We start from the raw sequence: 12,791 nt of genomic DNA, 5'->3' as shown, positions 1-12,791 counted from the left end.
GACTTTGCAGCCGGCGCCTTCGTCGCGGTCCGACCCTTGGATGCGCTACGGCTGGCCGCGGCGACTTTTTTGGCCTCCTTATGGGAAGCCCTCGCTGAAGTACTCTTTTTACGCGTTTTCTGTGACACAGCCTGCGCGCGGAAACTGCCACGCCCCTGTTCGACATTTGGTTTCACGGGAACCCAGAGGGGCCAAACGGGCTGACGGGGTTCGGCTTAATGTGCCCAATATAGCACATTTCCCGCAAAAATCAATGATTTAGGGGTCTTCAGGGCTGGTTTTCGGCGCCAACGCCGCTATTAGGGTTAAGTTTGGGCCCGAATTAGTCGCCCGAGCCCGGGTTCGGAGAAAAATATTTCTCGAACTTGCCTTCCATGCCGTCGAATTCCTTGGCGTCGGCGGGTGATTCTTTCTTCTGGGTGATGTTGGGCCAGCTCTTGGCGTAGTCGGCATTGACCTGGAGCCACTTTTCCAGGCCCGGTTCCGTGTCCGGCTTGATGGCGTCGGCGGGGCATTCCGGCTCGCACACGCCGCAATCGATGCACTCGTCGGGGTGGATGACGAGCATGTTGTCGCCTTCGTAGAAGCAGTCGACCGGGCAGACCTCGACGCAGTCGGTGTACTTGCACTTGATGCAGTTTTCAGTGACGACGTAAGTCATCCAACGCTCCGAAAAGCTCTTTTAAAAGTCGCGGCTTGCGTAGCGCGGATGGCCCGGCGCCGCAAGATCGGGAAGGCCGATCATGACGGCTTTGCGCCGTTTGATCGACCAAGAAATGAATACAAAGCGCAATTAATTGCGCTCGCCGAGCTCCTGGTAGAGCACCCGTGCCGAGGCAGCATCGCCGCGGCGTTCGTTGAAGCCCGTCACCTTCAGGACGCGCACCGTGCGATCGAGCGCGATGGTGAGCACGTCGCCGATCTTGACGGCATGCCCCGGCGAGGTCTCGCGCGCGCCGTTGATGCGGACATGGCCGGTGACGACGAGCTCGGCGGCGGAGGTGCGCGCCTTCACCACCCGCGCATGCCACAGCCATTTATCGAGGCGCTGCCGCTCGGTCGTCGTGACTCTACTCCCTGCTCCTTCTGACGCATTGTCTTCACGCGAACAGCTCCGCACGTCGCCTGAAGATGCGACGTTACTCCTTCCGGCCGGACAGCTGCTCCTTCAGCGCGGCAAGCTTTGCGAAGGGCGAGTTCGGATCGGCCGGACGGTCGCGCTCGCGCGGGCTTGCGCTCGAGGCATAGGGGCGCAGCGACGGACCGCCCTGGCGGTCGCGGCCCTTGTCGCGATCACGGCCACGGTTGTCGCGGCCCTTGTCGCGATCTCCACCGAACTTGCCCTTGTCGCGGTTGCGATCCTTGTCGCCGCCCTTGCCCTCGAAACGACGATTCCTGTCGTCGCGGCCCTCGGGACGCGGCGCGCCGTCCGCACCGCCTTCGCGCGGCTTGCGGAAGTCCCTGCCGCCATCGCGGCGACCGCCGCCGTGACGATGTCCCGGCTTCGCGCCTTCGGCGGCTTCGCCGGGTGCGGCCGCGCCAGCTTCAGCCCCCGCCTGCGGGCGAGGCTGATGGTGACGCTGGTGGCGATGGCGCTCGTGGCGCGGCTTGCGGTCCTCGTGACGGCCGGCCGGGCGCCAGACCTCGACCAGCTCGGGCTCTGCGGGCGCGACTGCCGCCTCGGGCGCGGCAGCGTCGGGCGATGCCGCGGCTTCAGTCGCGGCCGTCTCGGCGGCAGCGGCTTCGAGGCCGGCGGCCTCGGGGGACGTCGCAGCTTCTTCTGCCGGCGGCGCAATGCCGGGGGCATCTTCGGGCGTGACGGGGGTCTCGGGAGAGGCTTCGAGCGCCGGCTCCTCATGGGCGGGCTCGTCGTGCGGCTCCATGCCGGGCGCGTCTTCGACCGTGACGGACTGGTCAGCGGCTTCGGTGGAGACGGTCGTCTCCGCCGGCAGGCCGGCAACGGCCTCCGCCGCGGTCCCGGTCGAAGCCTCGGTCGAGGTCTCCGCGCTGCCCTCGGCGGGCGGCGTCTCGGCCGCAACCGTTTCGGCTACAACCGTTTCGGCCGCAACCGTTTCGACGACGACCGGCTTTGGCGGCAGCGGCGGACGCTTCTCCATGCGATAGCCGAGCGCGCGCAGCACGGAGGCGAAGTCTTCGCCGGCCGATCCCGTCAGCGAAGTCATCGCCTGCGTGACCACGAAGCTGCGGCCGTCGAATGCGCCGGCGGGCTTTTCGCCGGGCGAGTTCTCGCGCCACGCCAGCGCCGGGCGGATCAGGTCGGCCAGCCGCTCCAGGATGTCGACGCGCACGGCGCGCTCGCCGGCCTGCTTGTAGCCGAGCACGCGATAGGCATCGCGCGGCAGCTGCTTGTCGACCGGGAACGAGGTGCGGCCCGACGACGCCAGATGCTGCGCGCCCGAGAGCGCGGAGAGATCGACATTGTCCTGCTTCAGCGCCCAGAGCAGCGCAGCGAGTGCGCGCGCGGCGGGCTTGAGCAGGCCGGGGAAATAGATGTGGTAGGCGCCGAAGCGCACGCCGTATTTCCGCAGCACGGCGCGCGAAGACTGGTCGAGATCCTTCAGCTCGTTCGCGATCTTCGGACGCTCGAGCACGCCGAGCGCCTCGACCAGCTGATAGGCGATGCCGCGGGCAATGCCGGTGACGTCCTCGGCCTTCGACAGCTCGAACATCGGCCCGAGCAGTTTCTCGATGTGCGTCTTGAGCCAGAGTTCGAGCCGCGCCTGCACCTTGTCGCGCGGGCCGCCGGTCAGGCGCTCGTCGGAGATGATGCGGATGCGCGGATGCAGCGCGTCGTCTGCGGCAGACAGCCGCGCCACGGCATCGCCGGTCCAGCGGATGATGCCTTCGGAGGTCAGCACGAACTGCTCGTCCGGCGCATTGCCGAGCTTCTCGGCGCGCGCGTTGATCTCGCCGGCGAGCACCGCTTGCGCTGCGGCCTGCAAGGCTTTCGCATCGGAGCCTGCTTCCGCAGCATCCGGTGCAAAGGTGAAGCCGTCGAGGCGGCCGATGACATGGCCTTCGACGATGACTTCGCCGGTCTTGCCGATTTCAGTATTCAAGCTCGTGTTCTCCCGCAGGCGGCGCATCAATACACTGGTCCGGCGATCAACGAAACGCTCAGTCAAGCGTTCATGGAGCGCATCCGATAATTTATTTTCGACCTCCCGCGCGATCCCCTGCCAGCGTTCGGGGTCTCTCAGCCAGTCCGGGCGGTTGGCGACGAAGGTCCAGGTGCGGATCTGGGCGATTCGGGCCGACAGCGTGTCGATATCGCCGTCGATGCGGTCGGCCTGGGTGACCTGGGACTCGAACCAGGCGTCGGGAATGCAGCCCTTCCGCATCAGGAAGCCGTAAAGCGTCGTCACCAGCTCGGCATGGGCGGCGGGCGACAGTTTTCTGTAGTCCGGGATCTGGCAGGCTTCCCAGAGCCGTTCCACGGCGGCCTTACCATGCGCGATATCGCGCACCTCGCCGTCGCGGGCGGCGTGGTCGAGCACGCGCATGTCCTCGGCGATCGGCGCGCGCGTCAGCGCCTCGTGGCCGGGGGCGAGGTTCAGCGACACCTGGAGCGCGCCGAGCGAGGAGAAATCCAGCTTCGAATTGCGCCATTGCAGCACCTTCACTGCATCGAAGGTGTGGTTCTGCAGCGCGTTGACGAGCTCGGGCTCGAACGGCGCGCAGCGGCCCGTGGTGCCGAAGGTCCCGTTGCGGGTGGCGCGGCCGGCGCGGCCGGCGATCTGCGCAAATTCGGACGGTGTCAGGCGGCGGAACTGGTAGCCGTCGAACTTGCGGTCGGAGGCGAAGGCGACGTGGTCGACGTCGAGATTGAGGCCCATGCCGACGGCGTCGGTGGCGACGAGGTAATCGACGTCGCCGTTCTGGAACATCGCCACTTGTGCGTTCCTGGTGCGGGGCGACAGCGATCCCAGCACCACCGCGGCGCCGCCATGCTGGCGGCGGATCAGCTCGGCGATGGCGTAAACTTCATCCGCCGAGAACGCGACGATGGCGGTGCGGCGCGGCTGGCGGGTGATCTTGCGGTCGCCGGCGAATTCGAGCTGCGACAGGCGCGGCCGCGTGATCATGGACACGCCCGGCAGCAGCCGCTCGATGATCGGGCGCATGGTGGCGGCGCCCAGCAGCAGCGTCTCGTCGCGGCCGCGGCGGTTGAGGATGCGATCGGTGAAAACGTGGCCGCGCTCGAGATCAGCGGCGATCTGAACCTCGTCGACGGCGAGGAAGGAGACGTCGAGATCCCTGGGCATCGCCTCGACGGTGGACACCCAATAGCGCGGGTTCTTCGGCTTGATCTTCTCCTCGCCGGTGACGAGCGCGACGCTGGCAGCGCCGGCCCTGTCGGCGATCTTGTTGTAGACCTCGCGCGCGAGCAGCCGCAGCGGCAGGCCGATCATGCCCGAGGGATGCGCGAGCATCCGCTCGATGGCGAGATGGGTCTTGCCGGTGTTGGTCGGTCCGAGCACCGCAGTGACGCCCGCGCCGGGCACTCGATCGTGAAGGGCGCGCTCGGAGGCGAAGGGGGAGGAGGAAAAAGCCATGTCTGGGGGATTAGGTAATGGCGATTTGGGCGAATGTCAGTGCTGCATGAGGCGGTGAGGGGGCTGGGTGTCGGCCATGTCTCCGAACGCTGCGCGGCAACCACGCACTCCGCTGTCATGCCCCGGCTCGACCGGGGCATCCAGTACGGCGCGGCCTCTCCGCTCGACCACAACCGCCTCGGCGTACTGGATCGCCCGGTCAAGCCGGGCGATGACACCGTGGGTGTGGGAACGCCCCGCGCCAAACTCCGCGCAACTGTCTCACTCTGCGACGCTTTTCCCGTTCGCCTTAAGTTTCGGAACGACTCTAGAACGAATCGCGGCCGAATCGCTGACTCCCCGTTGAGTCCCGTTCCGTTCTCGCAACATGTCGCGGGACTCGCGTTGGTTGTGCACTAGATGGAGTTTTGCGCGGTCGCACAAGCGAGCGTATCGGTTAAAGCTGGGGACGGCGCGGAGTCGAATCAGAATCGGGGAGGAGTCAAATGGATTCCCGGATCGGGGGCGCCAAAACAAAACTCGCGAAAACAACCCCATGCACAGTAGGTAAGTGATTGAAATCATTAGGGCGTGCTTTTGGAGGCCATTTCGCTCGTCATTCCGGGGCGGCGCGCCAGCGCCGAACCCGGAATCCATCGCGCAACCGTCTCTGCGGCCTGATGGATTCTCAGGTGCGCAAGGGCGCACCATAGTTCGCGCCAAGGGGCGCGCCCCGGAATGGCGGCGGAGGGAGAGGCGCGGACACCTCGCTACTGCGTCTTGGCGACGCGGGGCGGCTGGGCCGAGGTGATGAAGCTGGTGGCTTCCAGCATGGCCGGCCCGAGCGGCGTCGGCACTTTCAGCCAGAACGGGACCAGGATGCGCGTGCCGGCGACGGGGGCGAAGGCGATCTCGATGTTGCGCTGGGCGGCGAGGTATTTGATCACTGGACGATCGGGGATGTAGCCGGCGACCGGCACGAAATAGAGCGAGCAGACCACGACCGGGCCCTTGTACCCCTTCTCCGCCTTCACGGTCTCCATGCGCTTGAAATCGAGCTTGAGGTCGTAGCGCATGCGGCCGTCGAACACCGGCGCGCCGTTGTGGCAGGCGTCCGGCGAAACGGGATCGCCGGTGCCGGGCACGCGCAACAGCGAAGCCGTCATGGGGTCCCAGACGCCGCGGCGATGCGCCTCGGTGACGACGATGCGATCAGGATCGACCGGCGGCTCCGGGAGGATCGCAAAATCCTTCACATTGCCCTTGTCGAGGGTGATGCGGATTTCTTCGGTCTTCTTCTGGGTGGTGGTGGAGGCCTGGTAGCCGGTCGCCACCAGCGCGCCGTTGACGACGCGGCCCTGCGAGGCGCCGGTGCCCGAGCCGCCCGTGAAGGACTTCAGTAGCCCCGTGGTGCCGCCCGCGGCCGCCGCCGAAAACACGTCGTCCTGGATATCGATGTTCCAGGCGCCCTTGCCGACGGGAATGCCCGCCAGCGAGGCCTCATACTGCGCCTCGAGCTTGCCCTGTGCCGCGGCCGGCACCGCGCCCCACGCCAGGGCCAGCGCGCAAAGCGCCATCAGCCAGCCGGCCAGGCGTGGCCGGGCTGAGCGCAAATCCTGCGCAAAAAGAGACGTTGCAAGCACGAAGCAATCCAATCAGGGCGCGATGCGCTGTTACTTAAACCAAAAACCGCGGCAAACAATGTGTCCGGACGTATCCGCCCCGGAACTCCCCCTGATATTTCGGCGGCGAATACGCCCTTTATGTGATGGTAAGGCGCGATAATCATTGCCGTTTTGGTGATCGGGCGGTAACCACGAGCTCCACCTCTCCCGCTTGCGGGAGAGGTCGCGCGAAGCGCGGGTGAGGGTTTTCTCCTCTTGGGGGCACCATCCGCAATGACGTCCGGGCCCCAAGAGGAAAGAGCCCTCTCCCCAGCCCTCCCCCGCGCGCGGGGGAGGGAGCGCACCACCCGGGCGGCTCTAAAAGACACCCCAAAACCTTGACGTCCCGCCCCTTCCCCCCTATACGTCCGCCCGCTCCCTGCAAGGACGAAAGAATTTGCCCCCGTGGCGCCCCGAATGGCGGCCGCAGATCGTTGGGGGTTCAGGATAAGGATTTTTGCCATGTCTCGCCGCTGCGAACTGACGGCCAAGGGCCCCCTCGTCGGCCACAAGGTCAGCCACTCCAACATCAAGACCAAGCGCCGCTTCCTGCCGAACCTCGTCAACGTGACGTTCATCTCGGAAGCACTGGGCCGCAACGTGCGCCTGCGCGTCTCCACCAACGCGGTCAAGAGCGTCGACCACAATGGCGGCCTCGACCCCTTCCTGCTCAAGGCCAACGCCGACAATCTGTCGCCGCGCGCCCTCGAGCTGAAGCGCGCCATCCAGAAGAAGGTCGGCGAGGCGCAGCCGGCGAAGCAGGCGAGCTGAGTTTTCGGAATTGGGCGGGGGCTAAGTAGCGTGGCGTAGGCTTAGCCAGTAAGAGTTTGCGTTGCGGCCGGATCGGAAGATCCGGCCGTTTTTGTTTTGGGGTCACGCGCCTAGTCGAGGGGCCATATTACGAAGGTATCGCTACCCGCCTCTTTCCTGCTGGTTGCAGATGTGATCGTATACTCTTAAAAAGTTCTCCTTGTCGTATGGGAGGGAATTGTGAACGAATATTCTTTTGAGCAGCAGCCATTTGCCGACTTGGGCTTTGCAGACAATCCGGAGAACCGTTGCCCGGTCATCTTAGTGCTGGACAATTCTGGTTCGATGGGCGGAGCCCCGATCCGACACCTGAACGAAGGGCTGCAGCAATTTCGGGATGAGCTATTTGCGGACTCGCTAGCTGCGAAGCGGGTGGAAGTAGCAATCGTAACATTCGGCCCCGTCACGGTTGAAACCGACTTCACGACTGTTCAGAACTTCTATCCGCCGACACTATCAACGGCCGGCGACACGCCTAGCCACGGCGAATACGCCTCAACTACCTACTTCGTAACTGATGACCCTCAACCCGCTATAGCGATCACTCACATTGAGGGCGACGTAAAAGAAGTTTGCATCTTTACCGACGGGATTGAGCGACTAGTTCTAGAATTTTCAGAGCGCCGGGCGTTCGCTCCATTCTTCAACAAGGTCTTTGGTGCATTTGACGGCGGTGATACCGGACGCGACCGGAGAATGTCCCGACAACTGAAACTGCTTCTTGAGAGCCCGTTGGTTTGCGAGAAGACAGACGACGACAAGACCATCGTTCTGGCAAAACGCGTGTAAGCGGATGTCTATTCCCAAGGGACTCGTTGACGACCAAAGGCACCCCGTATCGCTATTGAAGCTGCTAGGCCGCGGCGGCGAAGGAGCCGTATACGAAATCCTCGGCGACCCGACCAAAGCTGCGAAAATCTACTTCCCTGAAAAGGCAGGGAGTCGGCGCGACAAAGTCTTAGCTATGGTCCGGGCGAAGCTTCAAGATGGAGCAACGAGCGTCGCCTTCCCGACGAAGCCACTATTCCATTCGAATGGCGAGTTCGCCGGATTCACGATGGAGAAAGTGGGAGGACGAAGCCCTGTTCACGAGCTTTACTCCCCAAGCAGCCGCCGAACCAAGTTTGTAAAGGCCAACTTCCCCTTTCTGGTACGTAGTGCGATCAATCTAGCAAATGCGGTGGGTGCGGTTCACGCAAAAGGTTGCGTAATTGGCGATATAAATCACTCAGGCATTCTCATCTCTGATGATGCACGAACAACTCTGATATGCCAACATGTCATCTTTGTGGTGCCTCAATCCCGAACGGGAGAGGTCATAGAAGAACGGTGCGTTCCGGCACAAGCGTCGGCGGCATGGCAATCACTTCGCGGCCACTACTTGATTGGACTTTGAATTCATTGCTGAAGCGTCGAGTCGCCGCAGTACGAAACACCTATGCATTGCGAACAATATGCTCCGCATGCGACCAACAATTGACAACAAGACACAAATGGCAAAATCGCGCTCTCCTAATCGCGATCTTGCTCTTCGTCTCCGCCTTGGCCGTCTTCGCATTGGTCGCGCATCAGTGAAGCAATTGCATTGCGCCGCACTTTCCCACACGGCGAACACAATACCTAGTATCTCTAATATCGAAGGCGTGCGGCCCCGAATTCCGCTATACTCGCCCCGGTAGCATCACCCCGAGGCGCATCCCATGGATCAGGCAGCCACTCCCGATCGCAGGTCCGAGCCAAAACACCTCGTCATCTGCTGTGACGGCACCGGCAACGAGATCAGCGAGAACATCTCCAACGTCCTGAAGCTCTATCGCTGCCTGCGCAAGACGGACAGGACGTCGCCGCGGCAGATGGTGTATTACGATCCCGGGGTCGGCACGGTGACGGAGCCGACGACGTGGCATCGCTTCAAGGCCAACGTCAACATGGTGCTGGGGCTCGCCACCGGCTACGGGCTCGATGACAACGTGCTCAGCGCCTATTGCTTCCTGGTCGAGCATTATGCGCCGGGCGACAGGATCTATTTGTTCGGCTTCTCGCGCGGGGCCTACACCGTGCGGGTGCTGGCGGGGCTCATTCACAAGATCGGCCTGATCTCGCCGGAGCAGGCGAACCTCGCAGGCAGCGGCCTCGTCGCCTACAAGCAATATTCCGGCACCGGGCGCGGCAACGCGATCGAGGACGTCGAGGGCATCGCGACCGACGAGAGCGGGCCGCTGCCGAAGGACACATTCGACCTCGCCGCGCAGTTCGCGCGCATCACCTCGACGCGCTGGCCGACCATCCACTTCATCGGCGTCTGGGACACGGTGGCGAGCGTGATCGTGCCGCGGCGCGACAATTTCTTCTTCCTGTTCAGCCTGGAGGAGCTCGCCTTCACGCTGCGCAACCCCAGCGTCAGGATCTTCCGGCAGGCGATCGCGATCGACGAGCGGCGCTGCATGTTCCGCCTGAAGCAGTACCGCCAGCCGCAGGACTTCTGGAGCAACCGCTACGTGCGAGATGAGAAGAAGGTGCCGCAGGACATTCTGCAGGTGTGGTTCGCCGGCGTGCATTGCGACGTCGGCGGCGGCTATCCGGAAGTCGAGAGCGGGGAGTCGAAATACCCGCTGATCTGGATGATCGAGGAAGCCGCGAAGGCCGGGCTGAACTTCAACCCGCGCACGGTGAACCAGCTCGCCTGGGGCGTCCAGCGCAAGAACTCGCCGTTCCACTATGTCGCGCCGGCCTACACCGGCAAGACGGGCCAATTGCACGATTCGATGACACCGGCCTGGCGCGTGCTGGAGTATTTGCCGAAGAGCGCCAAGTACAAGGAATGGCCGGAGCGGAAGGCCTATTTCGGCTTCTACATCCCCGACTGCGAGCCGCGCGTCATCCCCGAAGGCGCGCACGTGCATGAGAGTGTGCTGAAGCGGATGGCGGTGGAGCCCGACTACCGGCCGGTGAACATGCCGAAGGACTACGTGACGGTGCCGATGCCGGTGGAGCCGGCGCACGCGGAGGCGGCGGGGGCACAGGTGGAGGGGGCGTGACGGGGTGAGCTGCGATTCCCTTCTCCCCTTGTGGGAGAAGGTGGCGCGCGAACGCGCGCCGGATGAGGGGTTGTCTCCACTCGCAAGACCGGTCGTGAGGAGAGAACCCCTCACCCGGCTTCGCTTCGCGAAGCCACCCTCTCCCACAAGGGGAGAGGGGGAAGGCGGCGCATCCTGCTACCCCGCTTTCTGCTTTCGCCAACACTTTTCGTTAAAATTCTCATTCGCGGCTTAGCGCGATCGCATCATCTCGCCTGCCATCATGGCCCTCCAAACCGACTGCAGAACCTGCGGACTTGGAGGAGACGTGCCACAGCATCCGCGAAAGTTTACCCGCGTCAAGCCAGCAGGGCTGGTGTCGCGCCAGGCCAAGATCATCACCGACCCGCGCGCGCCGGTGATCCCCTGCACGCTGATCGACTATTCGCCCGGCGGCGCCTGCGTCGATCTCGGCGGCCAGGTGAAGATCCCCGATCGCTTCGAGCTCCTGCACGTCAACACCAAGAAGCGCTGCCGCATCGCCTGGAAGCGCGGCACGCGGGTGGGCGTGGTGTTCTGAGCCCTGCTGCTGCTGACCCTTCCCTGGAGGGCAGGGCCATCGCATATGGATTCACAAGGACTGTCTGCGGGCTTGCTCCGCCTCTCCCGCTTGCGGGAGAGGCCGACGCGCTCGCAGAGCGCGGCGGGTGAGGGCTCTCGCCACGCAGGGACATTCTCATCAATCCCTGGCAATCCCGATGCGGAGACACCCCCACCCCAGCCCTCCCCCGCAAGCGGGAGAGGGAGCCCAGTGCCGATGCCGCTGCATTGTGCACACCATATGCGATGGCCCTGCCCTGGAGAGGGAGGGTCAGAAAGCTACTTCCGCATCCTTGCCTTGGCGCCCGCGACGATCTGCATGACGACGCCGGCGAGCCAGCCGGCGAGGACCAGCCAGGTCCAGAGCATGTGCGGGTCGATCCGCAGCACGATGACGAAGACGGAGACGAAGGCGGTGAGCGTGGCAAGCAGCGTGCCGGCGGAGCTCATGAATTCGGCGGCGTCGATCTGGCTGTGCGCATCGTCGAACGGCAGCTGCGGCGTGTCGATGCCGAGATAAAAGCCGATGCCGCCGAGCACCATCATCAGGAGCAGGAAGCCCTGGGTGGTGAGCACGGGAATCGCCGATCCGACATAGGCGCCGACGAACAGCCCGCACGATGCACCGGCCATCGCAAGGCCCACGCGCTCGAAGATGTGAGCAGCTTTGCGAACAGGATAACGCATGGGCGGCCCTCCATTGCCTCGGCTGCGCGGAAGGTTAGGCCAGTTTCGAGGGGCGTGGAAGCTCGGGGGAGTTACGGAGGGGCGAGGAACGTCTGAATCACGCCCGCCGGAATTCGACATCTACGTGTGGTGCACGCCTGCCTCCCCATCGTCATTGCGAGCGAAAGCGAAGCAATCCAGAACCCCTCGGCGGAGGCAGTCCTGGATTGCTTCGTCGCAAGGGCTCCTCGCAATGACGAGGGCGGGGCAGGATCATCGCGCCTCAGGTGCCCTCACCGCGCGCCGAACGTGGTCTTGCCGAACAGCGCCTTCTGCGTCGAGGGCTGCGAGCGCCAATATTGCGGGGCCGCTTCGACCTCGCCGCCGAGCTCGGCGGCGGCGTGCCAGGGCCAGCGCGGGTCGTAGAGCATGCCGCGGGCGAGCGCGACCATGTCGGCCTTGCCGGATGCGACGATCTCCTCGGCCTGCCTTGCCTCCGTGATCAGGCCGACGGCGATGGTGGGCAGGCCGGTCTCGCGCTTGATGGCGTCTGCGAAATGCACCTGATAGCCGGGGCCGAGCGCGATCTTCTGCAGCGGCGAGACGCCGCCGGAGGAGGCATCGATCCAGTCGACGCCGCGCGCCTTCAGCGCTCTCGCGAACTCGATGGTCTGCGCCAGATCCCAGCCGCCCTCGACCCAGTCGGTCGACGACACCCGCATGCCGACCGGCTTGTCGGCGGGGAATGCCGCACGGACCGCGTCGAACACTTCCAGCGGATAGCGCATGCGGTTCTCGAGGCTGCCGCCATATTCGTCGGTGCGCCGGTTCGAGATCGGCGACAGGAATTGATGCAGGAGATAGCCGTGCGCGCCGTGCACCTCGATGGCGTCGATGCCGAGCCGCGCGGCACGCCTGGCGCTGTCGACGAAGGCCTCGCGGATGCGCTTGAGGCCCGAAGCATCGAGCGCCGCAGGCGCGGCCTCGCCCTCCTTGTGCGGCACCGCGCTCGGGCCGACCGTCTGCCAGCCGCCGTCGCTGACCGGAATCAGCTGGCCGCCGTCCCAGGGGCGCGCGCTCGAGGCTTTGCGGCCGGCATGGGCGAGCTGCATCGCGATCGCGGCGGAGGAATGCTTGCGCACCGAATTGAGGATCGGCTTCAGCGCGGCCTCGCAGGCATCGCTGTAGAGCCCGAGGCAGCCCGGCGTGATGCGGCCGATCGCCTCCACATGCGTCGCCTCGATGCAGAACATCGCCGCGCCCGACAGGCTCAGATTGTTGATGTGGGTGAAGTGCCAGTCGGTGGCGACGCCGTCATCGGCCGAATACTGGCACATCGGCGACACCACGATGCGGTTCTTCAAGGTCAGGCCGCGCAGCTTGATCGGGGAAAACAGGACGCTCATGCGGGGAGTTCCGAAAGATGAGAGGGGCTATGCGCGGAGTGTAGTGGCAGACGCGCGGATTGCTAGCGGGGC

At 64.5% G+C, this 12,791-nt stretch carries 11 protein-coding genes; 5 read left to right on the top strand and 6 right to left on the bottom strand.

Annotated elements, in window-relative coordinates; translation table 11 throughout:
* Positions 1 to 322: 322 nt before the first annotated feature.
* The 4 genes from fdxA to AC1RQP_RS16315 all read right to left on the bottom strand — a co-directional run bounded on the left by fdxA (position 323) and on the right by AC1RQP_RS16315 (position 6,133).
* Positions 323 to 661 carry a ferredoxin FdxA gene (fdxA, locus tag AC1RQP_RS16330; protein WP_018643465.1) on the bottom strand — a complete coding sequence of 113 codons (339 nt, stop codon included), beginning with the start codon at positions 659 to 661 and terminating at the stop codon, positions 323 to 325.
* 132 nt (positions 662 to 793) lie between these two features.
* A complete protein-coding gene (locus AC1RQP_RS16325) occupies positions 794 to 1,120 on the bottom strand; it encodes an RNA-binding S4 domain-containing protein (protein ID WP_492937699.1) in 327 nt (108 codons plus the stop codon).
* A 19-nt stretch (positions 1,121 to 1,139) separates the two neighbouring features.
* The gene (locus AC1RQP_RS16320) at positions 1,140 to 4,577 is read right to left on the bottom strand and encodes a helicase-related protein (RefSeq protein ID WP_492937698.1); all 3,438 of its coding nucleotides are present in this window, start codon (positions 4,575 to 4,577) and stop codon (positions 1,140 to 1,142) included.
* Positions 4,578 to 5,326: 749 nt separating this feature from the next.
* A complete protein-coding gene (locus AC1RQP_RS16315; RefSeq protein ID WP_247804933.1) occupies positions 5,327 to 6,133 on the bottom strand; it encodes a DUF3108 domain-containing protein in 807 nt (268 codons plus the stop codon).
* A 549-nt stretch (positions 6,134 to 6,682) separates the two neighbouring features.
* On the opposite strand from AC1RQP_RS16315, the gene rpmB reads away from it, so the two are divergent.
* The 5 genes from rpmB to AC1RQP_RS16290 all read left to right on the top strand — a co-directional run bounded on the left by rpmB (position 6,683) and on the right by AC1RQP_RS16290 (position 10,627).
* Positions 6,683 to 6,991 carry a 50S ribosomal protein L28 gene (gene rpmB, locus AC1RQP_RS16310; RefSeq protein ID WP_492937697.1) on the top strand — a complete coding sequence of 103 codons (309 nt, stop codon included), beginning with the start codon at positions 6,683 to 6,685 and terminating at the stop codon, positions 6,989 to 6,991.
* Positions 6,992 to 7,210: 219 nt separating this feature from the next.
* On the top strand, positions 7,211 to 7,819 hold the full coding sequence (locus AC1RQP_RS16305) for a protein phosphatase 2C domain-containing protein (RefSeq protein ID WP_492937696.1): 609 nt from the start codon (positions 7,211 to 7,213) through the stop codon (positions 7,817 to 7,819).
* Positions 7,820 to 7,823: 4 nt separating this feature from the next.
* The gene (locus AC1RQP_RS16300) at positions 7,824 to 8,426 is read left to right on the top strand and encodes a hypothetical protein (protein WP_492937695.1); all 603 of its coding nucleotides are present in this window, start codon (positions 7,824 to 7,826) and stop codon (positions 8,424 to 8,426) included.
* Positions 8,427 to 8,730: 304 nt separating this feature from the next.
* Complete coding sequence (locus AC1RQP_RS16295; RefSeq protein ID WP_492937694.1) at positions 8,731 to 10,068, top strand: T6SS phospholipase effector Tle1-like catalytic domain-containing protein; 1,338 nt, start codon at positions 8,731 to 8,733, stop codon at positions 10,066 to 10,068.
* A 262-nt stretch (positions 10,069 to 10,330) separates the two neighbouring features.
* Positions 10,331 to 10,627: a PilZ domain-containing protein gene (locus AC1RQP_RS16290; protein WP_239620216.1), complete on the top strand. Its 297-nt coding sequence runs from the start codon at positions 10,331 to 10,333 to the stop codon at positions 10,625 to 10,627.
* Positions 10,628 to 10,926: 299 nt separating this feature from the next.
* Here the strand turns inward: AC1RQP_RS16290 and AC1RQP_RS16285 are convergent, their stop codons facing one another.
* Both AC1RQP_RS16285 and AC1RQP_RS16280 read right to left on the bottom strand, forming a co-directional pair.
* Complete coding sequence (locus AC1RQP_RS16285) at positions 10,927 to 11,334, bottom strand: hypothetical protein (protein WP_197969279.1); 408 nt, start codon at positions 11,332 to 11,334, stop codon at positions 10,927 to 10,929.
* A gap of 272 nt (positions 11,335 to 11,606) precedes the next feature.
* On the bottom strand, positions 11,607 to 12,719 hold the full coding sequence (locus AC1RQP_RS16280; RefSeq protein ID WP_492937693.1) for an NADH:flavin oxidoreductase/NADH oxidase: 1,113 nt from the start codon (positions 12,717 to 12,719) through the stop codon (positions 11,607 to 11,609).
* Positions 12,720 to 12,791 lie beyond the last annotated feature (72 nt).

The sequence above is a fragment of the Bradyrhizobium sp. GW821-FHT13H06 genome (genome assembly GCF_058803975.1).
Note: the sequence above shows the minus strand (reverse complement) of the source record. Positions and strands in the feature narration are given on the sequence as shown.